Raw genomic sequence first — 23392 nt, forward strand, 5'->3', positions numbered from 1 at the left:
GGAAAATCCGGGTCCTTTTAAGACTGAGAATTGATGACGAACCCTCTTTTGGGTGAAGTGGTTGATGCCATGCTTCCAGGAAAAACTTCTAAGCTTCAGATAACAAGAAATCGTACCCCAAACCGACACAGGTGGTCAGGTAGAGAATACCAAGGCGCTTGAGAGAACTCGGGTGAAGGAACTAGGCAAAATGGTACCGTAACTTCGGGAGAAGGTACGCCGATGTGGGTGATAGGACTTGCTCCTTAAGCTTACGTCGGTCGAAGATACTAGGTGGCTGCGACTGTTTATTAAAAACACAGCACTCTGCAAACACGAAAGTGGACGTATAGGGTGTGACGCCTGCCCGGTGCTTGAAGGTTAATTGATGGGGTTAGCTTCGGCGAAGCTCTTGATCGAAGCCCAAGTAAACGGCGGCCGTAACTATAACGGTCCTAAGGTAGCGAAATTCCTTGTCGGGTAAGTTCCGACCTGCACGAATGGCGTAACGATGGCCACACTGTCTCCACCCGAGACTCAGTGAAATTGAAATTGCGGTTAAGATGCCGTATATCCGCGGCTAGACGGAAAGACCCCGTGAACCTTTACTATAGCTTCGCAGTGGACTTTGATATTACTTGTGTAGGATAGCTGGGAGGCTTTGAAATCTGGACGCCAGTTCAGATGGAGCCAATCTTGAAATACCAGCCTGGTACTATTGAGGTTCTAACTCAGGTCCCTTATCGGGATCGAGGACATTGTGTGGTGGGTAGTTTGACTGGGGCGGTCTCCTCCTAAAGAGTAACGGAGGAGTACGAAGGTGCGCTCAGCATGGTCGGAAATCATGCATCGAGTATAAAGGCATAAGCGCGCTTGACTGCGAGACAGACACGTCGAGCAGGTACGAAAGTAGGTCTTAGTGATCCGGTGGTTCTGTATGGAAGGGCCATCGCTCAACGGATAAAAGGTACTCCGGGGATAACAGGCTGATACCGCCCAAGAGTTCACATCGACGGCGGTGTTTGGCACCTCGATGTCGGCTCATCACATCCTGGGGCTGAAGCCGGTCCCAAGGGTATGGCTGTTCGCCATTTAAAGTGGTACGCGAGCTGGGTTTAGAACGTCGTGAGACAGTTCGGTCCCTATCTGCCGTGGACGTTTGAGATTTGAGAAGAGTTGCTCCTAGTACGAGAGGACCGGAGTGAACGAACCTCTGGTGTTCGGGTTGTCATGCCAATGGCATTGCCCGGTAGCTACGTTCGGACAGGATAACCGCTGAAAGCATCTAAGCGGGAAGCCCCCTTCAAGATGAGATCTCACTGGGGCCTTGAGCCCCCTGAAGAGCCGTTCAAGACCAGGACGTTGATAGGCTGGGTGTGTAAGCGTTGTGAGGCGTTGAGCTAACCAGTACTAATTGCTCGTGAGGCTTGACCATATAACGCCAAAAGCGTTTGGGAAGCTGATAAAGAAAGATACCGACTGAAAAGTCACACGGATTAGAGCTTGTACAGCTCATCTCAAAGCAGCACCGTTACAGGATTCTAATGACGCTTGAACTAACAAACCGTTTAGTTCAATCGTTAGAGCAACCAGTTTTGCTTGGCGACCATAGCGAGATGGAACCACCCGATCCCTTACCGAACTCGGAAGTGAAACGTCTTAGCGCCAATGGTAGTGTGGGGATTCCCCATGCGAGAGTAGGTCATCGCCAAGCTTCAAATAAGAGACAGCCCCGATCATTAGTTTGATCGGGGCTTTTTCGTTTTGGGTGTTTTGGAGATGTTGTTTGCCAGCATAAGGCTTAACTGTTGGCGCTGGTCTATCCCCTTCTAAGCAATTGATGCGTACTATGGTTTAGTAGCGATGAACTCTATCTCTTCCTCTGCCATCCACACACTAATTTTCTCGGGTTGTCCTGCCGAGTTGAGTGTGAGGTGTCCGATACCATTGCCTAGGTTTAATCTGCAATCTGGACTGGTTGAGACTTTGCGTGCGCGAATGTGCATTCTGCGGCGTTTGGTCAGCCAGTTGAGTGGCGATTGTGAGCCGTAAAAGATGGTATTTAGGCGATCAAATTTGTGTAGTAGCTTGGCAGGGAATTCATTTTTGAGGCCGCTGCAGGTGATTTGCCATATCTTTGGGCTAGAGCGGTGGGACCTGAGCCGAATATCGTAAGCAAATGAGTAATGCACATCTCCAGAGAGGATGATGAAATTCTCCGGGGTTTTCGGATGCTGGAAAATATTGAGGATGACATTAGCTGAGCCTTTATGTGCCATCCAGTTTTCCGCATCGACTAGCAGCGGTTTGCCTAGGTATGTGAATATGCGTTGAATCATTTCGATTAATTTCACGCCGAAAATGGGCGCTGGTGATATCAGCAACACCGATGGCTCATTAATGAGTTGATTCTGCAGTTCGGTAAGGGCTGGCCAGTCCATAAGACCTGAAGGTTTGTTTGCATCGCTTTCTGAGCGCCATCGATGAGTACGAGTATCTAAAACAATCAGTGTTGGCGAGGTTGGTACGCTGTAGTGCCATTGATCAAAGTGTAACACTGCATCGATGAGCTTTGCTTTTTGTTCAGGGTCTGTTGTGGCGATCCCGTTGCAGACAGTCGTTAACCATGAGTGTGAAAAAGCGTCCGGGTTATTACCCCAACCTTGGCAAAGCCAATATCCGATGAGAGCATTGCCGATCATCTCTCTGGCAAATGGATTGCCATAGGCTGTTTCTTCCCAGCTGCGTGTTAGATTCCAGTCATCGGTTACGTCATGATCGTCGAAGATCATATAGCTGGGAATATGCGCCATCAGTCGTTGTACGCGAAACAGCTCATCACTAAAGCATTCAATAATGGCTTTTTCCTTTTTAAAGCGCTCTCTGTTTTGGGCTGGAATTTGCTCACAGGGTTCGAGCTGTACGAACTGCCAGAGCTGGGGTGACCAAACCAGCAGGTACATGGTGAATACCTCAGCAAAGGTGATCAGATGGTTCTGTGCTGAGTCGCTAGTAAAGACCGGTTTTCGAACACCTTTGAATAACCGTTTTAAGGCGTCACTTGCGGGCTTATCATCGGGTAAAAGTTGATCTCGGGCATAGTAGTTGTTGGAGTGTGTATAGAGTTCGCTGGCGCAGTTGATAGCGGATCCTGATAAGGGTTCATTAGGAAATTCGAGTAAGTCAATAATCTGATGTATTGCCTGAAGCATAGGTCCGGCGACATCATCCGCATAGATTTGATCACCTGACATCATCAGTAGAGCTGGTCTTTCAGCTATTGGGGTATGAGTGATGCGTTTATCGGCAATGGCAAGTCCATCGCTACCGGGGTGATGAGGCTTTCGGCAGGAGCCATGTAAAATTGAACTCAGTTGTGGTTGATAGCAAAGGCTGATTTTGTCCTCCTCTGGATAGCAGATATCATTACAAAGGTCGATTAGCGCAAAGCTATCTTGGTCAGTGTTAAAGATTAGGTCATAACTGATGACATCATTAGGACTCAGCGGCTCGTTCAGATTAAGTTGTAAAAGGTAAGTGTGTGCGTGTTTGGCCGCACTTAGTTGATGCGCTGTCTGTTGATGCGTTATCGCTGTGCCAATCTTTTGTAATTGGCTGTCAATACGCACGGGTTGGCTCGTCACTAACCAAATATTTAGCTGTGTTGCGGTTAATCGCCGGACAATAGGGCCGGCAAGCAATAATGGTAGATCTGTCATCAATGCAGCTTCTCTGTAGAGTCTCCGTTATACCTTAGCAAATAAAAGGGTCTGTGCGATTATGGTTTTTGTGAGAACTGCTTGAGCAGCTGCATTAAGCTGTTGCTGGTTAGATCTAATTGATGGGCCTGCTGTTTGTTATTATAGGCTTCCCGTGCAGACTCCTGAGAGTGTATAAGGGTCATATTGATACCCTCAGATATCTGGTTTGTTACGGTCGATTGCTCTTCAGTGGCTGAGGCGATCATACTACTCATGCTATCGATTTCGTTAATAGACAGTTGGATCTGCTCTACACTTTGTCGGGCGTTGTCGGCTAACAATACCGTGTTACTGACATGCTGGGCTTGGCGTTCAATCTTGTTTGCCATTTGATCGATAGCACCATTGAGTTTTTTGATGATCGCATTGATGTTGTCGGCTGCTTTTGCTGTATTTACCGCGAGTGAGCGGACCTCGTTAGCGACGACCGCAAATCCTCGTCCGCTATCGCCAGCTCGAGCGGCTTCTATTGCGGCATTAAGGGCGAGCAAGTTAGTTTGCTCGGCAAAGTTGTGGATAACATGCAGTGCGGCTCCTATCTCTTTGCCATCATCTTTTAGTTGTTCAAGTGTTTGATGGGTCGCATCAGCCTCTGCTTCAAGTTGCTGAATGCTCGCGCTGGTATTATGCATTTCGGTAACTCCCTGAATGGCAATTTCTGTTGCTTGGCGGGTAGCTTGAGATGTCTTTACAGCGCTTTCGGCGACTTCCTGGTATGAGCAGCTTAACTGTTCAATCTGTACAGAGGTGTGTTCCGTTGATGACTGCTGTTGTTTCACTATCTGGGTTAGGGTATCAGAGCTGTTATTTAGGTTTTTACCCAGGCGGTCTAATGCGTTGCTTTCAGTATTGATCTTCTCAATCAGGACGCTGAAATAGTTCCGTAGGCGATTAATTGAGTCGTTGAGGATGGTCATTTCGAGGATGCGACTCGGTTTGCTGGTTTGACTATTTAATTGGCCGTTAGCTAAAGCATCTAGTTGTTTGCAGGTGCGGCTGATAATGTTGCTGAGCCGGGTGCTAAGAAGACACATGATCAAACCGATAAACGTAATCAGCGACAGACTGATGAGCAATAAAAGGTTAACGAGTTGGCCAGTTGCATCGTAGTTTTTCTGTAGGCGATCTTGGTTGCCTTGTAGATGTCCGTTGAGTTGGTCAATCAGCTCCGTGGTGTTTGCGATTGAGTCAGCCCGGCGAGCGTAGATTTTCTCAATATTTAGCAACTCTTTCGCGTAGCGCTTAATTAGGCTGTTCAGTTCGTGGGTGTACAGATCGCCCTGCTCATCCGGAGTCACGGTGGCTTCAGTGATGGCGTTGCCTAGCAATGCACTAAGCGCGTCATTGTTTTCACGTTCTTCGAAGAGGTTAAAACGTGGTAGCGCTTCAAGTTGTTGGCCTAGAGTTGCTAGGTTGGTTAAACGCTGATCGATGTCGCTACGATTCGGTTGAGCCGCCGAGAAATAGTGTTGCCGGCTGTGGGCGAGTTCAGGGATAGCGAGATTAATCTGGGTTAACAGGGACGAATATTGTTGTTGCAATGCCGGCCGCTGTGAGCCGCCGGTTAGGACGTAGTCTGTTAGTAAACTAACGCTGGCAAGTATTTCGCGCTCATTGTTTATTAGCAGTTCTTGGGGCTGACGAAGTTTGCCCGCCGCTCGCAGTTTGAGTAGCGCTACGGTTTGCAGTTCTATCAGTGTTTTTTCTACGCTTGGGCTCTCATCGATAATAGCCTTTTTTGCCTGGGACTCTTCATTGATTAGCCGCGATAATGCGCTGTCAATTTCGCTTAGCAGGGATGCGTTGCCTGAACTGAGATAGGTCAGAATTGGCAGGCTTACTTCAGTGTTGATCTGAACTTGGAGTTGTTGATAACTTCGGGTTCTATCAAAACTGGTATTCAGGCGATCTAAGGACCAAAGCATCAAGCCCGCCATTGCAGAGACAACCAGTAGCAAAGTGCTACCTGCGAGGATATTAATCTGAGATATTTTCATCGTTTACAGCATCGAATGTTTAAAGCAACTAGTTATATGTCTTTCTTGTTACCGGCATGTTTCAGTCTTTTTGGTAGATACTCATAATGGGAGGTCGGGTTACATAGACAAGCTAGACGAGATGGATTAAAATATCGCCGATTTGCATCCTAGAAATGCACAATAAGAATTCTCTATAAAAAAGCGAGGCGGGCATTTTGTTCTACCTCGCTTTTTTGCAACTTACAGTTTATTAATTCTGTTTAGATTTTCGCACAGAAGCGGGGAGGTTAATTTTGACAAGACCAGCCATTCTGGCCCTTGAGGACGGCAGTATCTTCCGGGGAGTAGCGATTGGCGCGGATGGCCAGTCCAGCGGAGAAGTCGTATTTAATACTTCCATGACTGGTTATCAGGAGATTCTGACGGATCCATCGTACTGTCGTCAGATTGTGACCCTGACCTATCCACACATCGGTAACGTGGGAACCAACAAGGAGGATGAAGAATCCTCTCAATCATGGGTTGCAGGTCTTGTGATCCGCGATCTGCCACTGGTAGCCAGCAACTGGCGTAGTGAGCAGAACCTGGATGAGTACCTGAAAGCGAATAATATTGTCGGTATTGCGGATATTGATACCCGTCGTCTGACGCGGATTTTACGCGAAAAAGGCTCGTTGAGCGGCTGTGTGATGGCCGGCGATATCGATGAAGATAAAGCACTTGCCGCGGCGAAAGCCTTCCCAGGTTTGAAGGGAATGGATTTAGCAAAAGAGGTGACGACTGCCGACGCCTATCAGTGGACATCAACGACTTGGCACCCTGTTAACGGGCATCAAGAACGTGCTGAAGCCGACCTCCCGCACCATGTTGTCGCCTATGACTTTGGTGTTAAGCGTAATATTCTGCGGATGCTGGTTGAACGTGGTTGTCGTTTGACGGTTGTTCCGGCTAAAACCACCGCGGCTGACGTCTTAGCGTTGAATCCTGATGGCGTTTTCTTGTCGAACGGCCCAGGGGATCCAGAGCCTTGCGACTATGCTATTGATGCCATTCAAGCGATCTGTAAAACCGATGTACCGGTGTTTGGGATTTGCTTGGGTCATCAGTTGCTTGCGTTGGCGTCTGGTGCGAAGACAATGAAGATGAAGTTTGGTCATCATGGAGCAAACCATCCGGTACAGGACCTAAGTAATAAGCAGGTTATGATTACCAGCCAGAACCATGGTTTTGCGGTTGATGAAGATACTTTACCGTCGACTTTACGGGCGACCCATAAATCGTTGTTTGATGGATCCTTGCAGGGTATTGAGCGTACAGATCGCGCGGCCTTTAGTTTTCAGGGGCACCCTGAAGCAAGCCCCGGCCCTCGCGATGTTGCGCCGCTGTTTGATCGCTTTATTCGCGACATTGAAGCACGTAAGGCTTAACGGGCCTGATTTAAGATCAATACGTACTGCCCGTGAGAGATCTCCGGGTAGTTTTTAAAGAATTAAAATTTCGATCGGTTGTTTACACATGCCAAAACGTACGGACATACAAAGTATTCTGATCCTCGGTGCGGGTCCTATCGTTATCGGTCAGGCCTGTGAGTTTGATTACTCCGGTGCCCAGGCCTGTAAAGCTCTGCGAGAAGAGGGCTATCGCGTCATTCTGGTTAACTCAAACCCAGCGACCATCATGACGGATCCATCGATGGCTGATGCCACCTATATCGAGCCAATTCAGTGGAAAACGGTTGCTAAAATCATTGAGCAGGAACGCCCCGATGCGCTACTGCCAACGATGGGCGGCCAGACTGCATTGAACTGCGCCCTTGATCTCGAACGCGAAGGCGTGCTTGAGCAGTTTGGCGTTGAGATGATTGGTGCTAACGCCGATACCATTGATAAAGCAGAAGACCGTGATCGGTTTGATAAAGCGATGAAGTCTATTGGCTTGGAATGCCCTCGTGCTGCGATTGCTCACAGCATGGAAGAGGCGTTGCAAGTTCAGTCACAGCTCGGTTTTCCTTGTATTATTCGGCCCTCTTTTACCATGGGCGGAACCGGCGGTGGTATCGCTTATAACAAAGAAGAGTTTATCGAAATCTGTGAGCGAGGCTTGGACCTGTCACCGACCAGTGAGTTGTTGATTGATGAATCCTTGATCGGCTGGAAAGAGTATGAGATGGAGGTAGTGCGCGATAAAAGTGATAACTGCATTATCGTCTGCTCAATCGAAAACTTCGATGCGATGGGCGTGCACACCGGTGACTCTATTACGGTTGCTCCGGCACAGACCCTGACGGATAAAGAATATCAGTGGATGCGGGATGCTTCATTGGCGGTGTTGCGTGAAATCGGCGTTGAAACTGGCGGTTCAAACGTACAGTTTGGTCAGTGCCCCGAAACCGGCCGTTTTGTGATCATCGAAATGAATCCACGGGTATCTCGTTCATCTGCTTTGGCTTCTAAGGCGACCGGCTTCCCGATTGCTAAAGTCGCGGCAAAACTGGCGATTGGTTACACCCTTGATGAGCTGCAAAACGATATTACTGGCGGCGCGACGCCTGCTTCGTTTGAGCCGGCAATCGACTATGTTGTGACGAAGATTCCACGCTTCACTTTCGAAAAATTTCCGCAAGCGAATGATCGCCTGACTACGCAGATGAAGTCTGTGGGTGAAGTGATGGCGATTGGTCGCACACAACAGGAATCTCTGCAGAAAGCGTTGCGTGGCCTTGAGGTCGGTGCGTCCGGATTAGACCCTATCGTTGATCTGAAAAGTGAAGATGCCCGTGCTGAAATCGTCCGGGAGATGAAACAGCCGGGTGGCGAGCGTATCTGGTATCTGGGGGATGCATTCCGTCTAGGTATGAGCGTTGAAGAGCTATATGAACTGTCTGGTATTGATCCATGGTTCTTGGTTCAGGTCGAAGATCTGATCAAAGATGAGCTGCGGGTGTCTGAGATGACCCTGTCTGAGTTGGATAAAACTGAGTTATATCGCCTTAAACGTAAAGGTTTCTCTGATACTCGTTTGGCCGCCTTGCTTGGCGTATCGGAAAAACAGGTGCGTAAGCAGCGTCACAAGTTGAATATCCGTCCGGTGTTTAAGCGTGTTGATACCTGTGCGGCTGAATTTTCTACCGATACGGCATATATGTACTCAACCTACGAGGAAGAGTGCGAGGCGAATCCGTCTGAGCGTGACAAGATCATGGTCATCGGTGGTGGTCCTAACCGTATTGGTCAGGGTATCGAGTTTGATTATTGCTGTGTTCATGCGGCTCTCGCAGCGCGGGAAGATGGTTATGAAACTATCATGGTCAACTGTAACCCCGAAACTGTTTCAACCGATTATGATACCTCTGACCGCCTCTATTTTGAGCCGATCACTTTGGAAGATGTGCTGGAAATCGTACATGTCGAGAAGCCTAAGGGCGTTATCGTACAGTATGGTGGTCAAACACCGTTGAAGCTGGCATTGGCACTTGAGCACGCCGGTGTGCCGATTATCGGTACGTCTCCGGAAGCGATTGACCGCGCGGAAGACCGTGAACAGTTCCAGCAGATGCTTAAGCGTCTGGGTTTGAAACAGCCTGAAAATGCCACAGTACGCTCACTTGAAGAAGCGATTATCGAAGCCGAGAAACTGGGCTATCCGCTGGTTGTACGTCCATCCTATGTATTGGGTGGTCGGGCTATGGAGATCGTTTATAAAGAGTCTGAGCTACGTCAGTACATGACCTCTGCGGTTAAGGTTTCCCATGATGCCCCGGTATTGTTGGATCACTTCCTTAATGCGGCAGTAGAAGTGGATATCGATGCGGTATGTGATGGCGAAACCGTGGTTATCGGTGCCATTATGCAGCATATCGAACAAGCGGGTGTTCACTCCGGTGACTCTGCATGCTCATTGCCGCCTTATAGCCTGCCAGAAGAGCTGCAGAACAAAATGCGCGATATGGTGCGTAAGATGGCGTTAGAGCTTGGTGTCGTCGGTCTGATGAATACTCAGCTGGCCTATCAGGACGGTGAAGTGTATGTCATTGAAGTGAACCCGCGTGCTTCTCGTACGGTTCCTTTTGTGTCTAAGTGTATCGGTGTTTCTCTGGCTAAGATTGGCGCTCAGGTGATGACCGGTAAAACACTCAAGGAGATTGGTTTTACCGAAGAGATCGTGCCGACGCTGTTTAACGTTAAGGAAGCGGTATTCCCGTTCAATAAGTTCCAAGGCGTTGATCCTATTTTGTCACCGGAAATGAAATCGACCGGTGAAGTGATGGGGGTCGGTGAAACCTTTGGTGAAGCCTTCATGAAAGCGCAACTGGGTGCTGGCGAGAAGATGCCTGCAACGGGTAAGGCGTTCATCTCTGTGCGTGATGTGGATAAGCACAATGTACTGCCGGTTGCTCGTGATCTGGTTGGTCTCGGCTTTACACTGGTTGCTACTCGAGGTACCGCTGACTTGTTGAAACAGGATGGTCTTGATGTTCAGGTCGTCAACAAGGTGATGGAAGGTCGTCCTAACATTGTTGATATGCTGAAAAACGATGAAATCGTTTACGTTATCAACACCACGGAAGGCCGTAAGGCGATTGCAGACTCGGCTGAGATTCGTCGTTCCGCGCTCCAGCATAAAGTGCCGTATAGCACGACGCTGGCAGGTGCTGAAGCGATGACAAAAGCGATGCAGTATGGTGAAGAAAAAACCGTACGTCGTTTGCAAGATCTTCATTAAGGAATAGTGTTATGAAAAAGTTTCCAATGACCGTAGGCGGTGAAAAAGCATTGCGGGAAGAGCTGGACGATCTTAAAACCGTTCAGCGTCCGACTGTCATTGCTTCTATTGCTGAAGCGCGTGAACATGGTGACCTGAAAGAAAATGCGGAATACCATGCAGCACGTGAGCAGCAAGGTTTTATCGAAGGGCGCATTCAAGAGCTAGAGGGTAAGCTGGGATCGGCTCAAGTGATTGATGTCACGCAGATACCGCATACCGGGAAAGTGATTTTCGGAACCACCGTCGACCTGCTTAATCTAGATACTGATGAGACGGTCACGTATCAAATTGTTGGAGATGACGAAGCTAATATTAGAAATGGTAAAATTTCAATCAGCTCACCAATTGCTCGCGCTTTGATTGGCAAAGAAGAGGGTGATGTGGCGGTTGTGCAGACGCCGGGTGGCGGCGTTGAGTATGAAATTGATCAAGTTCGCCATATCTGATGCTGTAGGATAAAAAAAACCGCCTTTTGGCGGTTTTTTGTTGTTGATCTAGCCTCGCTACATTAACGTAACAGGTTAGACAGTTTCGGGTCTGGGCTCTTCGCGGCGCGATACAGTAGCGCAATATTGCCGATCTCTTGGACAACAGTGGCTTCTACAATTTTAGCCATTTCGCTGATCAGCTGTTTTTTTGCTTCGCGGTCGCCCACAGCAAATTTGATTTTGATGAGCTCGTGGTCTTCCAGAGCGCGATCAGCTTCCAGTAGAATGTTCTCACTCAGGCCGTTACCGGCGACGGTGAGGATTGGATTGAGGCCGTGACCGATGGTTCGGAACTGCTTCTTTTGCGTAGGGGTTAAGCTCATACTAAAATACTTGACCTTTAATGTTGGAGCGGACGACCCGCTCAGAATCATAATTAACCGATTTTACCTGAGTTAGTGGGCAGAAAGTAGACATTGACTCAAATTCCGAATGGGGTTGTTGGTGGCAAGATCAAAAAGCAGCGGTCGTTGGCTGCAAGAACACTTCGACGATCAGTATGTAAAAAAATCCAGAGAGCTTGGATATCGTTCTAGAGCGAGTTTTAAGCTGCTGGAATTGAATGAAAAAGATAAACTGATTCGTCCGGGTATGACCTTGATGGACCTAGGAGCGGCCCCTGGTGGCTGGTCTCAGGTGGCGGCAGAGCTGGTTGGCGACGATGGTCGGGTGGTCTCGTCGGATATCTTAGCTATGGACCCATTACCCGGTGTGCAGTTTGTGCAGGGGGATTTTACCGAGGAAGCGGTACTGAATCAGATCCTAGAAACCTTAGGAGATGAACTGGCAGACCTTGTAATTTCCGATATGGCCCCCAATATGAGTGGTATGAATGCTGTTGATCAGCCGGCGGCGATGTATCTGGTTGAATTGGCGTTGGATATGGCTCGTCAGGTTTTGAAGCCCGGAGGTGACTTTGTTGCTAAAGTCTTTCAGGGTGAAGGATTTGATGAATATATGAACGATATGCGCAGCAGCTTTACTAAGGTATATACCCGTAAGCCGGACTCATCAAGGGCCCGTTCGCGTGAAGTCTATCTGATTGGACGAAATTTCCGTCCCTGATATGGTCAACACAGTATAACTACTGTAGTTTTGTTTGTTTTCGGACGGACACTAATTTTGAGAAAACAGAGGGTTTTCCTTTGAACGATATGGCAAAGAATTTAGTACTGTGGCTGGTTATCGCGGCAGTGCTGTTAACGGTTTTCAATAACTTTAACAGCGAAGGTACATCGCAGAACCTCAATTACTCTGAATTTATCAGTGCGGTGAAGAGTGATCAGATTCGTCGCGTGGTGATTGATGGTTATACCATCGAGGGTGAGCGGATCAATGGTGAGCATTTTGCGACTGTGCGGCCAGCCTTGCAGGACCCTAAGCTGGTTGATGACTTGTATAACCATAAAGTGGTGATTGAAGGTAAACAGCCTGAGAAGCAGAGTGTTTGGACTCAACTGCTGGTTGCCAGCTTCCCAATACTGATTATTCTGGCCATCTTTATGTTCTTCATGCGGCAGATGCAAGGTGGTGGGGGCGGTAAAGGCGGCCCGATGTCATTTGGTAAGTCTAAAGCCCGAATGATGAGCGAAGATCAGATTAAAACGACCTTTGACGATGTGGCGGGTGTTGAAGAAGCCAAGGAAGAGGTTAAAGAACTGGTGGATTATCTGCGTGACCCTGGTAAGTTTCAGCGACTCGGTGGGCATATTCCCCGTGGTGTGCTGATGTCAGGTAGTCCAGGTACGGGTAAGACGTTGCTGGCGAAAGCGATTGCCGGTGAAGCTAAGGTGCCGTTCTTTACGATCTCTGGTTCTGATTTTGTTGAGATGTTTGTGGGTGTTGGTGCCTCACGTGTTCGAGATATGTTTGAACAGGCGAAGAAAAATGCGCCTTGTATCATCTTTATTGATGAGATCGATGCGGTCGGTCGTCACCGTGGTGTTGGTATGGGTGGCGGTAACGATGAGCGTGAGCAGACACTGAACCAATTGTTGGTTGAGATGGATGGTTTTGAAGGTACTGAAGGCGTCATCGTGATTGCCGCGACTAACCGTCCCGACGTGCTTGACCCTGCGTTATTGCGTCCGGGCCGATTTGACCGTCAAGTACATGTTGGCTTGCCGGATATCCGTGGCCGCGAACAGATTTTGAAAGTGCACATGCGTAAAGTACCATTAGGCGATGACGTTAAGCCTGATCTGATCTCCCGAGGTACTCCCGGTTTCTCCGGTGCAGACCTTGCTAACCTCGTGAACGAGGCGGCGTTATTTGCTGCCCGTTCCGGTAAGCGGACGGTAGGTATGGAGCAGTTTGAGCGCGCCAAAGATAAAATCATGATGGGTGCCGAGCGTAAGTCCATGGTGATGTCGTATGAAGAACGTCGGAATACGGCTTATCATGAGTCCGGTCATGCGATCGTTGGTCGTCTGATGCCTGAGCATGACCCAGTTTATAAAGTATCGATTATTCCTCGTGGCCGGGCGTTGGGTGTCACCATGTTCCTGCCGGAAGAAGATCGTTACAGCCATAGTCGTAAGTTGTTGATCTCCAACATTTGTAGCCTATATGGTGGCCGTATTGCTGAAGAGATGACTCTCGGTAAAGATGGCGTGACCACCGGTGCTTCTAATGATATTCAACGGGCGACTAGCTTGGCGCGGAACATGGTGTCTCGCTGGGGTTTGACCGATGAACTTGGTCCTATTCTGTATGATGATGAAGAACAGGACCCGTTTAACAGGGGTTATGGGCAGCCAAGTAAAGCGATGTCTGAAGAGGTGCAGCGTAAAATCGATGCCGAAACCCGTAAAATTATCGATGAGTGTTACGCTAAAGCTTATAAGATGCTGGAGGATAACCGCGATATTCTTGATGCAATGACTGAAGCGCTATTGAAGTATGAAACCATCGATAGCAAACAGTTGGATGAGTTGATGGCGCGTAAGCCTGTTAGTCCGCCAGAAGGCTGGCAGGAATCTGACTCTAAAGCTGCTGAAGAAGAAGCGGCTGCCGCGAAAGAGGAAGAGTTTGATCTTGATGAAGAGCATCAAGCTAAAGGTGACGAGCCGTCATCTGATGCGGATACTGATACGCCGGATGAAACGCCGCGCTGATCTATTGATGTAACGCTATAAGGCCGGTCTCTGACCGGCTTTTTTAATAATCTTTCTGCGATGGAAACAGCAGTGATTGATTTTTCGACCTATCGTTTTGGTTCCCGCTCTCTCGATTTGAGCCGCCCTCAAGTCATGGGCATTGTTAATGTGACCCCTGATTCGTTCTCCGATGGTGGTTCTCTATATGAGTCCCGTCAGCTCTGTGTTGATCAGGCCGTTAAGCGTGCTCGGCAGATGGTAGAGAATGGGGCGGCCATTATTGATATTGGCGGTGAATCCACCCGTCCAGGCGCTGCCGCGGTCTCATTGCAAGAAGAGTTGGACCGAGTCCTGCCGGTGGTCGAAAGAATTAATGCTGAGCTGGATGTTATTATCTCGGTAGATACTAGCGCACCTGAGGTGATGACAGCATCGGCAAGGTTAGGCGCAGGTCTCATTAATGATGTCCGTGCTTTAGGTCGTGAAGGAGCGTTAGAGGCGGCTGCAGCGACTCATCTGCCGGTCTGTGTCATGCATATGCAGGGTAGTCCAGCAACGATGCAGAATGCACCGGAATATGACGATGTACTAGACGATGTTAGTTGTTTTCTACAGCAGCGAATTGAAGCCTGTCATAGCGTAGGCATTACCCGCGATCAGATTATTCTTGATCCCGGTTTTGGTTTCGGGAAGACAGTCGAACATAATTTACGTTTGCTTAATAATTTACGTCAGTTGCTTCAATTTGATCTGCCGCTGCTGGTGGGTACGTCACGTAAGAGTATGCTCAATCACGTGTTAAACCGTCCGGTTGATCAGCGTTTGGCGGGTGGTCTAGCAACTGTGGCCATCGGCGTACAGCAGGGCGGGCATATTTTCAGGGTTCATGATGTTAAAGAAACGGTTGATGTCGTACGCATGACCGAAGCGATCTTGCATGAAAGGAAAGTTGATAATGACTAAGCGATATTTTGGCACGGATGGTATTCGCGGTAAGGTCGGCACTGCGCCGATCACCCCGGACTTTATGTTGAAGCTCGGTTGGGCCGCCGGTAAGGTGTTTGCTCGGGAAGGGCGCAGTAAGATTATTATTGGCAAAGATACTCGAATTTCAGGCTATATGTTTGAATCAGCCCTTGAGGCAGGTTTGTCAGCGGCCGGTGTGGATGTGTTGTTGTTAGGGCCGATGCCGACCCCCGCTATTGCCTATCTAACGCGTACTTTTCGCTGTAACGCGGGTATTGTTATCAGTGCTTCGCACAACCCATATTATGATAATGGTATTAAGTTCTTTTCAGAACAGGGCACCAAGCTTCCTGATGAGATTGAGCACGCGATAGAAGCGCAGATGGATATGGCGATGACGACGGTGGATGCCGCTGAATTGGGTAAAGCGCGTCGTATAGAAGATGCTGCAGGTCGCTACATTGAATTCTGTAAAGGTACGGTTTCCGGGGATTTGAGCTTAAAAGACCTGAAAATCGTAGTCGATTGTGCCAATGGTGCAACCTATCACATTGCGCCAAAAGTATTCCGTGAGTTAGGTGCTTCAGTGATAGAGATAGGCTCATCTCCAGATGGTATTAATATCAATGAAGCCTGTGGTGCGACTTCGACGGCCTTATTACAACAAACGGTCATTGATCAGCAGGCCGATTTGGGTGTTGCTTTGGACGGCGATGGTGATCGGCTGATTATGGTTGATCACAAAGGAGAACAAGTTGATGGCGATGAATTGCTGTTCATTATCGCGATGGCTTTGCATCAAAAGGGCCAGCTTAACGGAGGAGTTGTCGGTACTCTGATGAGCAACTTCGGTCTTGAGCAAGGGCTTAAGCATGCTGCAATTCCGTTTGTTCGGGCGCAGGTTGGTGACCGTTATGTGCTAGAGCAATTATTAGCGAAGGACTGGTTTCTTGGTGGCGAATCGTCAGGGCATCTGATTTGCCGCCAGTTGACCTCGACCGGGGATGGCATTGTGGCGGCTTTACAGGTGTTGAAGGCCATGACTGATGCGAATAGTTCGTTGCATACACTTAAATCGGCGATGGGCAAAATGCCGCAAACCATGATTAATGTGCGGTTAAATGAAAAGGTTGATGTGCTTTCGCTGACGGAGGTGCAGTCTGCGGTTGCGGATGTTGAATCGCGCTTAGGTGAGCGAGGTCGTGTATTATTGCGTCCTTCTGGCACTGAGCCGCTCGTAAGAGTAATGGTTGAGGGCGATGATGAGGCTTGGGTTGAAGGGCTGTGTCAGGAGTTGGCCGAAGTCGTACGCCAAGCGCTCTGAATTTTTTATTATTTTGTACGCGCTAGTCGCTTGTAACTTATCAGGAAACTCGTTACTATGTGCGCCGCTTTGCACAGAGGGGAACTCATGCGTAAGACGATAGTCGCCGGAAATTGGAAAATGAACGGAACCAGTAAGTCGATTAAGACGTTGCTGGAAAGCCTTACTGCAGGTGTACCTGTTGTTGAGGGGTTGGTGACATTAGTCTGTCCGCCCGCTGTCTATTTGTCACAGGTTAAGCAGCAATTAGGCAGTGCGCCGATTGCTTTAGGCGCGCAAAATGTTTCTGCGCTGTCTGCCGGGGCATTGACCGGTGAGTGGTCGCTGGAAATGCTTGAGGATATTGGATGTGAGTATGTCATCCTAGGTCACTCAGAGCGCCGTAGCATATTTGCTGAATCAAATGCAGATGTGGCTGATAAAGTGGCTGCGACATTGGCCGCAGGCTTGATCCCGATTCTGTGCGTTGGTGAGACGCTGGAACAGCGCAATGCAGGTGAAACACTCGCGTTAGTTGCTGCGCAGATTGATGCGGTTTTACAACGTGTTGGTGTTAAAGATTTTGCCTCTGTGGTGATTGCATACGAACCTGTCTGGGCTATAGGTACAGGTTTGACAGCAACCCCAGAGCAGGCGCAGGAAGTACATGCTGCTATCCGTGCGCAACTTGCTGAATGCGATGCTGATATCGCTGATCAGCTGTCAATTCTGTATGGCGGTAGTATGAACGCCGGTAATGCGGCTGAGTTATTAGCTCAGCAGGATATTGATGGTGGTTTGATTGGTGGCGCATCGCTGAAAGCTGACGAATTCCTGACGATCTGCGCTGCGGCGACAGAGAGTCGTAAGTAAGTGGAAAAATAGATGGAAACTCTGGTTCTTGCTGTACATGTTTTACTGGCTGTTGCCATTATTGCTCTGGTATTATTGCAGCAGGGTAAGGGCGCTGAAGCGGGAGCATCCTTCGGTGCAGGCGCCTCTCAGACTGTCTTTGGTAGTCAAGGGTCTGGTTCATTTCTCAGTCGTATGACGGCCGTGATTGCAACCGGTTTGTTTATCACCAGTTTTGTGCTGGCGGTTTACGCAAAAGATAAGGCGGTATCAGTGGGTGATGCAGGTATTCCTGCAGCAGCATTGATTCAAAACGCCGCAGAACAGGCTGATCAAGTGCCGGTTCTGGAAGAGCAAAAATTACCAACAGGTGATGCGGACGTACCGCCTGGAGAGTAAACCTTGTTTTATGCCGAAGTGGTGGAATTGGTAGACACGCCATCTTGAGGGGGTGGTGACCTAATGGTCGTGCGGGTTCAAGTCCCGCCTTCGGCACCATATTTAAAGAAGCGCTCCGTGAGCGCTTTTTTTTCGTCTATGCCTTGGCGGGGCTATCGTCCCACGTTGGTTCATCTGCGATGAAGTCCTTCGGACCGCCGTCGCAGGCGCCCAATGCAGAGTGCATTGTCGGCACCCTGTTTAAAGAAAGGCCGTGAGTGTTTTTTGTTTATGCCCTGGCAGAGCCGTACTTGTTGTTTCTAGCCCTTTGGGCTGGTGTTCGAGTTGGCTGTTGTTCTTTTTTGAGTCGAGATAATGGCTTTTCACTGATTGTTGAGTAATCAGTACAAGCTGTCCTTGAACTAGAATGGTTGCGGGAGTATAATCCTCGCCGATTTCTGATGCGGGGTGGAGCAGCCTGGTAGCTCGTCGGGCTCATAACCCGAAGGTCGTCAGTTCAAATCTGGCCCCCGCTACCATTTTTTAATGGTGATTCAGAAATAAGAGTTTCGTTACGAACTCTGGAAGCTTATCGCTAATCCTGTCAGGCATTATTGACGGATAGTTGGTTTTCTTCGAGAAGGGTTCCCGCTACCAATTTCAGAATACTGATTATTCAGTGAACGGTCTGAAATTGTCGATCAAGTAGTACGTTGATTGGCCCCTTTTTAGGGGCTTTTTCGTACTTGCGGCCCAGAGGTCGTATGTTGAATGGGTCTTTGACCCATTTTTTGTTTGCCTTAAAAAGTAGGTTTAGAGGTTTTTGCGTGTCAGCAAAGTTGAGTGTGTTACAGGAACTGATTGAGCCATCCGTGGTGGCTCTCGGTTATCAGTTATGGGGTATCGAAATGGTATCTCAGGGGCGTCACAGCATGCTGCGGATCTATATTGATGCCGAAAACGGTGTCGGTGTGGATGATTGCGCCAATGTGAGCCGTCAGGTGAGCGGCATACTGGATGTGGAAGATCCGATCAGCGGAGAATATACATTAGAAGTGTCGTCGCCGGGGATGGATCGCCCGCTGTTTACGCTGGAACAGTACAAGGCGTTTGTCGGGCATGTGGTACAGGTAAAGCTGCGGATGCCATTTGATGGTCGCCGACGATTTAAAGGCATCCTCAATGGTATTGAAGATGAAGATATTGTGCTGGTTGTCGATCAGGAAGAATACCTGTTGCCGATTGACCATATTGAAAAAGCAAACATAGTTCCTCAGTTCTGAGTGTGAAGAATTGAATTTTGAGGTTGGGGCAGTTGTATGAATAAAGAAATTCTACTGGTTGCAGAAGCAGTATCTAACGAGAAAGACGTTTCCAAAGAGGTCATCTTCGAAGCGATTGAGTTGGCGTTGGCAACAGCGACAAAGAAGCGCTATGACGAAGAGGCGGATATCCGCGTTGTAATCGACCGTGCTACCGGTGATTACCAAACATTCCGCCGTTGGGCGGTTGTGAGCAATGAAGGCGTACCTTTGTTGGGCACTGAATTGACCATGCAAGAGGCCGAAGAGATCGATACAAGCCTTCAGCCTGGTGATATTCACGAAGAAGAAGTTGAGTCCGTTAAGTTTGGTCGTATTGCTGCACAGACCGCTAAGCAAGTGATTGTGCAGAAAGTACGGGAAGCCGAACGCGCTAAAGTTGTCGCTCAGTACAGCAGTCGTGTTGGTGAACTTATCTCCGGTACGGTAAAGAAAGTGACACGGGACAACATTATTGTTGATCTGGGTAATAACGCTGAAGCCGTTCTTCCTCGTGATCAGTTGTTGCCACGGGAAACTTATCGCATGGGCGATCGGGTACGTGCGGTATTAAATGAGATTCGCACCGAAGGGCGTGGTCCTCAGTTGGCCATGAGCCGTAGTTGTCCTGCGATGCTAATCGAACTGTTCCGCATCGAAGTGCCTGAAATTTCAGAAGAAGTTATTGAAATTCGTGCGGCATCTCGTGATCCCGGTTCACGGGCGAAGATCGCTGTAAAAACCAATGATGGTCGTATCGACCCTGTTGGTGCTTGTGTCGGTATGCGTGGCGCTCGTGTTCAGGCGGTATCAAACGAGTTAAGCGGCGAACGTGTTGATATCATTCTTTGGGATGATAACCCGGCGCAGTTGGTGATTAATGCAATGTCTCCAGCTGAAGTTGCATCTATTGTGGTGGATGAAGATTCTCGCTCAATGGATGTGGCCGTAGCAGAAGAGAACTTGCCAATGGCGATTGGCCGCAGCGGTCAAAACGTACGTTTGGCGTCTGAGCTAACTGGCTGGAAACTGAATGTGATGACCGAAGCCGATGCCGCTGAAAAGCAGCAATCGGAAACCGGCTCCATTCTTGAGCTATTCGTTAAACACCTCGATGTTGATGACGATATTGCCGAAATACTGGTTGATGAAGGCTTCACTTCTTTAGAAGAGGTGGCTTATGTACCAGCAGACGAAATGCTCGAAATCGATGGTTTCGATGAAGAGATTGTTGATGAACTGCGCACCCGCGCGAAAGATGCTCTGCTCAATCTGGAACTGGCCAACGAGGAGGCACTCGATAACGTTGAGCCTGCTCAGGACCTGCTAGAAATGGACGGTATGGAGCGTCATCTGGCCTATGTTCTGGCCAGTAAAGGTATCGTGACCATGGAAGATCTAGCTGAACAGGCGGTCGAAGACCTGCTTGATATTAAAGAGCTGGATAAAGACAAGGCTGCAGCGCTAATTATGACTGCGCGCGCCCCATGGTTTGCGGACGAAGAATAAGTCAACGGAGGAGATAAACCCAGATGGCAGAAGTCACAGTAAAACAGCTAGCCGAAGTAGTTGGCGTTCCCGTTGATCGTTTGCTTACGCAGATGAAAGAAGCAGGTATTGCAGGAAAAAATGAAGTCGCTTCAGTAACAGAAGATGAGCGTCAGAAGCTGCTAAACCATCTTAAGCGTAGCCACGGTGAAAAATCCGATGGTGAACCTAAAAAGATTACGCTGAAGCGTAAAACCACCAGTCAGATTAAAGTCTCTGGTGCTGCAGGTAAGAAAACTATCAACGTAGAAGTACGTAAAAAACGTACCTATGTTAAACGTGCCGATGTTGAAGAAACTCCGGCTGCTGGTGTTAAAGGTAATAACCTTCAGGCCGAACTTGATGCTCAGGCTCGTCGTGATGCTGAACTTCAAGCTGCGCAAGAGAAGCAGCGCGAAGAAGCACGCCAGAAAGCTGCAGCGGAAGCGAAGGCAAAAGCAGCTCGCGCAGCCGGTGGTGAAGCGGGTAAACCGTCTGAACCAAAAGCCGCAGTATCTAAGCCGTCAATGGCTAAGCCTGCAGCGAAAAAAGCAACGGCACCACGTTCTGGTGCTGCACCCGCAAATGCAAACGCGGCTGCACCGGCTAATGCTAATGCGCCGAAGCAGGATCGTAAGCCTGCTCGTGAGAAAAACTTCCGTAGCCAAGATAAGCCTGCTGCGGGTCGTAAAGGCGGCGATAAGCGTCTGTCCCGTAAACCTGGTGGTCGTGACGGTAATCGTCGTGGTAAGCCGGTTCAGCGTGGCATGACCAGTTCGAACGTGCAAGCGTTCGAACGGCCAACAGCGCCGGTTATTCATGAGGTTGCTATTCCTGAGTCCATTACGGTCGCAGAATTGGCGAAGAAGATGTCCGTTAAAGCGGCTGATGTGATTAAGGTCATGTTCAAAATGGGGGCGATGGCGACCATCAACTCTGTGATTGATCAGGATACTGCCACCTTGGTTGTTGAAGAGATGGGTCACACCGCTGTAGCGATGCAGGCTAACACCGTTGAAGATCAGTTGATCGAAAGCGCTGGGGCTGCAGAAGAGATTGCTGGTGAGCAGGTTGAGCGTGCCCCCGTCGTTACCGTTATGGGTCACGTTGACCACGGTAAGACATCGTTGCTGGATTATATTCGTAAAACCCGGGTTGCCGCAGGTGAATCCGGTGGTATTACCCAGCATATCGGTGCTTATCACGTTGAAACTGACCACGGTATGGTGAGCTTCTTGGATACACCGGGACACGCGGCCTTTACGGCGATGCGTGCCCGTGGTGCACAGCTGACCGATATCGTTATTCTGGTTGTCGCGGCGGATGATGGTGTTATGCCTCAGACTGAAGAAGCGGTTAACCATGCTAAATCAGCTGGCGTGCCATTGGTTATCGCGGTTAACAAAGTCGATAAAGAAGATGCTGATCCAGAACGTGTTAAAAACGAACTGGCACAGCGGGATGTCTTGCCGGAAGAGTGGGGCGGTGATGTTCAGTTCGTCAACGTTTCAGCTAAAACCGGTGAAGGTATCGATGCGCTGCTTGATGCCGTCTTGATGCAAGCAGAATTACTCGAACTTAAAGCGATCCCTGAAGCACCGGGTCGTGGTGTAGTGGTTGAATCCCGTCTGGATAAAGGGCGTGGTCCAGTGGCAACACTGTTGGTTCAGAATGGTACCCTGAAACAGGGTGATATCGTTCTGGCCGGACTGCAGTATGGTCGTGTGCGAGCGATGCTGGATGAAAATGGTAAGCCGGTTAAAACCGCTGGACCTTCTATCCCCGTCGAGATTCTCGGCCTAGATGGTACACCGGGTGCGGGCGATGAATTCACTGTTGTCTCTAACGAGAAGAAAGCCCGTGAAGTGGCGTTGTTCCGTCAGGGTAAATACCGTGAAATTAAACTTCAGCGTCAGCAGCAGGCGAAACTTGAGAATCTGTTCGAGAACATGCAAGCGGGCGATGTTAAAACACTTAACATTATCCTTAAAGCGGACGTACGTGGTTCTCTTGAAGCACTGACGAGTTCGTTAATGGACCTGAGCACCGATGAAGTTAAGGTTAATGTCGTCTCTGGCGGTGTCGGTGGTATTGCTGAAACTGATGCTAACCTGGCGGTTGCCTCTAGCTCAATCATGATCGGCTTTAACGTCCGTGCTGATGCACAGGCGCGCGCCATCGTTGAACGTGAAGATATCGAACTACGTTATTACAGCGTGATCTACGACATCATCGATGATGTTAAGTTGGCGATGACGGGTCTGCTGTCTCCTGAGTTTAAGGAACAGATCGTTGGTATTGCTGAAGTACGTGATGTCTTCCGTGCACCTAAGATCGGTGCGGTTGCCGGTTGTATGGTCACTGAAGGTTCTGTATTCCGTAACAAACGTATCCGCGTACTGCGTGAAAACGTTGTTATCTATGAAGGTGAGCTGGAATCTCTGCGTCGCTTCAAAGATAACGTGGCTGAAGTTCGTCAGGGCATGGAATGCGGTATCGGTGTTAAGAACTACAATGATGTGAAGGTCGGCGATCAGATCGAAGTCTTCGATACCATTGAAGTTCAGCGTACCCTTTAAGAGTGTTTTGACAGGCTACTATGGCAAGAGAATTTAGTCGTACACAGCGGATATCTGACCAGGTCCAGAAGGACCTGGCTCAGTTGATTCAGCGAGAAATTAAAGACCCACGTCTAGGCATGGTGACAATCAGCTACGTCAAGATCGCCAAAGATCTTGGCTATGCCGATATTTATATCACTGTGATGGCAATGGGTGGTAAAGATGAAGCCACTGCCGTAACGGAATCTCTTAAGGTTCTTAACAGCGCATCAGGCTTCCTGCGTGGACAGCTGTCCAGCAAGATCAAACTGCGGGTGATGCCGCAATTACGTTTTCATTTTGATGAAAGTGTTGATCGTGGTAGACGCCTAAACGACCTGATTATTCAGGCGAAGCGGGCTGACACCAAACACGATCAGGACGACGGAGAGTAAC

Annotated in this window: 16 protein-coding genes, 2 tRNA genes and 2 rRNA genes (1 of these 20 only partly in view); 17 read left to right on the top strand and 3 right to left on the bottom strand. The window is 49.0% G+C overall.

Translation table 11 applies throughout. The annotated features are described in order from the left end of the window. Both AC0L4K_RS00035 and rrf read left to right on the top strand, forming a co-directional pair. Positions 1–1414: ribosomal RNA gene (locus AC0L4K_RS00035) — 23S ribosomal RNA — on the top strand (it extends 1479 nt beyond the left edge of the window). 163 nt (positions 1415–1577) lie between these two features. Then, positions 1578–1693 (top strand): 5S ribosomal RNA (gene rrf / locus AC0L4K_RS00040). 133 nt (positions 1694–1826) lie between these two features. Here rrf and AC0L4K_RS00045 read toward each other — a convergent pair. Both AC0L4K_RS00045 and AC0L4K_RS00050 read right to left on the bottom strand, forming a co-directional pair. After that, positions 1827–3698 (bottom strand): alkaline phosphatase D family protein, encoded by a 1872-nt coding sequence (locus AC0L4K_RS00045; protein WP_473267801.1) that lies wholly within the window; start codon positions 3696–3698, stop codon positions 1827–1829. Between the two features lie 59 nt (positions 3699–3757). After that, on the bottom strand, positions 3758–5737 hold the full coding sequence (locus AC0L4K_RS00050) for a methyl-accepting chemotaxis protein (RefSeq protein WP_473267802.1): 1980 nt from the start codon (positions 5735–5737) through the stop codon (positions 3758–3760). Positions 5738–6012: 275 nt separating this feature from the next. Between AC0L4K_RS00050 and carA the strand changes: the two genes are divergently transcribed. The 3 genes from carA (at position 6013) to greA (ending at position 10929) form a co-directional block, all read left to right on the top strand. After that, positions 6013–7146, top strand: coding sequence for a glutamine-hydrolyzing carbamoyl-phosphate synthase small subunit (carA, locus tag AC0L4K_RS00055; protein WP_473267803.1), 1134 nt, complete (start codon positions 6013–6015; stop codon positions 7144–7146). Between the two features lie 88 nt (positions 7147–7234). Beyond that, entirely contained in the window at positions 7235–10441 is a 3207-nt protein-coding gene (gene carB, locus AC0L4K_RS00060; RefSeq protein ID WP_417227475.1) for a carbamoyl-phosphate synthase large subunit, read from the top strand. A gap of 11 nt (positions 10442–10452) precedes the next feature. Further along, a complete protein-coding gene (greA, locus tag AC0L4K_RS00065; RefSeq protein WP_417227473.1) occupies positions 10453–10929 on the top strand; it encodes a transcription elongation factor GreA in 477 nt (158 codons plus the stop codon). Between the two features lie 62 nt (positions 10930–10991). Here the strand turns inward: greA and AC0L4K_RS00070 are convergent, their stop codons facing one another. Next, complete coding sequence (locus AC0L4K_RS00070; RefSeq protein ID WP_473267804.1) at positions 10992–11294, bottom strand: YhbY family RNA-binding protein; 303 nt, start codon at positions 11292–11294, stop codon at positions 10992–10994. 109 nt (positions 11295–11403) lie between these two features. Here AC0L4K_RS00070 and rlmE point away from each other — a divergent pair, with 109 nt between their 5' ends. The 12 genes from rlmE (at position 11404) to rbfA (ending at position 23391) form a co-directional block, all read left to right on the top strand. Then, positions 11404–12036: a 23S rRNA (uridine(2552)-2'-O)-methyltransferase RlmE gene (gene rlmE / locus AC0L4K_RS00075; protein WP_473267805.1), complete on the top strand. Its 633-nt coding sequence runs from the start codon at positions 11404–11406 to the stop codon at positions 12034–12036. 89 nt (positions 12037–12125) lie between these two features. Continuing rightward, a complete protein-coding gene (gene ftsH, locus AC0L4K_RS00080) occupies positions 12126–14087 on the top strand; it encodes an ATP-dependent zinc metalloprotease FtsH (RefSeq protein ID WP_473269183.1) in 1962 nt (653 codons plus the stop codon). Between the two features lie 72 nt (positions 14088–14159). Beyond that, on the top strand, positions 14160–15032 hold the full coding sequence (gene folP, locus AC0L4K_RS00085; RefSeq protein WP_473267806.1) for a dihydropteroate synthase: 873 nt from the start codon (positions 14160–14162) through the stop codon (positions 15030–15032). Next, positions 15025–16359, top strand: coding sequence for a phosphoglucosamine mutase (gene glmM, locus AC0L4K_RS00090; RefSeq protein WP_473267807.1), 1335 nt, complete (start codon positions 15025–15027; stop codon positions 16357–16359). The genes folP and glmM overlap by 8 nt, the downstream gene beginning before the upstream one ends. 87 nt (positions 16360–16446) lie before the next feature. Then, entirely contained in the window at positions 16447–17211 is a 765-nt protein-coding gene (gene tpiA / locus AC0L4K_RS00095; RefSeq protein ID WP_473267808.1) for a triose-phosphate isomerase, read from the top strand. A gap of 12 nt (positions 17212–17223) precedes the next feature. After that, a complete protein-coding gene (gene secG, locus AC0L4K_RS00100) occupies positions 17224–17589 on the top strand; it encodes a preprotein translocase subunit SecG (RefSeq protein WP_417227461.1) in 366 nt (121 codons plus the stop codon). A 12-nt stretch (positions 17590–17601) separates the two neighbouring features. Then, a tRNA-Leu gene (locus AC0L4K_RS00105) sits at positions 17602–17688 on the top strand. A 342-nt stretch (positions 17689–18030) separates the two neighbouring features. Further along, a tRNA-Met gene (locus AC0L4K_RS00110) sits at positions 18031–18107 on the top strand. Between the two features lie 288 nt (positions 18108–18395). Beyond that, positions 18396–18851 carry a ribosome maturation factor RimP gene (gene rimP, locus AC0L4K_RS00115; protein ID WP_417227459.1) on the top strand — a complete coding sequence of 152 codons (456 nt, stop codon included), beginning with the start codon at positions 18396–18398 and terminating at the stop codon, positions 18849–18851. 36 nt (positions 18852–18887) lie between these two features. Continuing rightward, a complete protein-coding gene (gene nusA, locus AC0L4K_RS00120; protein WP_417227458.1) occupies positions 18888–20378 on the top strand; it encodes a transcription termination factor NusA in 1491 nt (496 codons plus the stop codon). 23 nt (positions 20379–20401) lie between these two features. Continuing rightward, positions 20402–22975 carry a translation initiation factor IF-2 gene (infB, locus tag AC0L4K_RS00125; RefSeq protein WP_417227456.1) on the top strand — a complete coding sequence of 858 codons (2574 nt, stop codon included), beginning with the start codon at positions 20402–20404 and terminating at the stop codon, positions 22973–22975. A gap of 20 nt (positions 22976–22995) precedes the next feature. Continuing rightward, complete coding sequence (rbfA, locus tag AC0L4K_RS00130) at positions 22996–23391, top strand: 30S ribosome-binding factor RbfA (RefSeq protein WP_417227454.1); 396 nt, start codon at positions 22996–22998, stop codon at positions 23389–23391. Position 23392 lies beyond the last annotated feature (1 nt).

The organism is Amphritea sp. GJ51-11 (genome assembly GCF_055808735.1).

Bases quoted from the DNA above. Each gene is read 5' to 3' on its own strand.
- AC0L4K_RS00045 (WP_473267801.1), bottom strand. From the start codon at position 3,698: ATGACAGATCTACCATTATTGCTTGCCGGCCCTATTGTCCGGCGATTA.
- AC0L4K_RS00050 (WP_473267802.1), bottom strand. From the start codon at position 5,737: ATGAAAATATCTCAGATTAATATCCTCGCAGGTAGCACTTTGCTACTG.
- carB (WP_417227475.1), top strand. From the start codon at position 7,235: ATGCCAAAACGTACGGACATACAAAGTATTCTGATCCTCGGTGCGGGT.
- greA (WP_417227473.1), top strand. From the start codon at position 10,453: ATGAAAAAGTTTCCAATGACCGTAGGCGGTGAAAAAGCATTGCGGGAA.
- AC0L4K_RS00070 (WP_473267804.1), bottom strand. From the start codon at position 11,294: ATGAGCTTAACCCCTACGCAAAAGAAGCAGTTCCGAACCATCGGTCAC.
- rlmE (WP_473267805.1), top strand. From the start codon at position 11,404: ATGGGGTTGTTGGTGGCAAGATCAAAAAGCAGCGGTCGTTGGCTGCAA.
- ftsH (WP_473269183.1), top strand. From the start codon at position 12,126: ATGGCAAAGAATTTAGTACTGTGGCTGGTTATCGCGGCAGTGCTGTTA.
- glmM (WP_473267807.1), top strand. From the start codon at position 15,025: ATGACTAAGCGATATTTTGGCACGGATGGTATTCGCGGTAAGGTCGGC.
- tpiA (WP_473267808.1), top strand. From the start codon at position 16,447: ATGCGTAAGACGATAGTCGCCGGAAATTGGAAAATGAACGGAACCAGT.
- secG (WP_417227461.1), top strand. From the start codon at position 17,224: ATGGAAACTCTGGTTCTTGCTGTACATGTTTTACTGGCTGTTGCCATT.
- nusA (WP_417227458.1), top strand. From the start codon at position 18,888: ATGAATAAAGAAATTCTACTGGTTGCAGAAGCAGTATCTAACGAGAAA.
- infB (WP_417227456.1), top strand. From the start codon at position 20,402: ATGGCAGAAGTCACAGTAAAACAGCTAGCCGAAGTAGTTGGCGTTCCC.
- rbfA (WP_417227454.1), top strand. From the start codon at position 22,996: ATGGCAAGAGAATTTAGTCGTACACAGCGGATATCTGACCAGGTCCAG.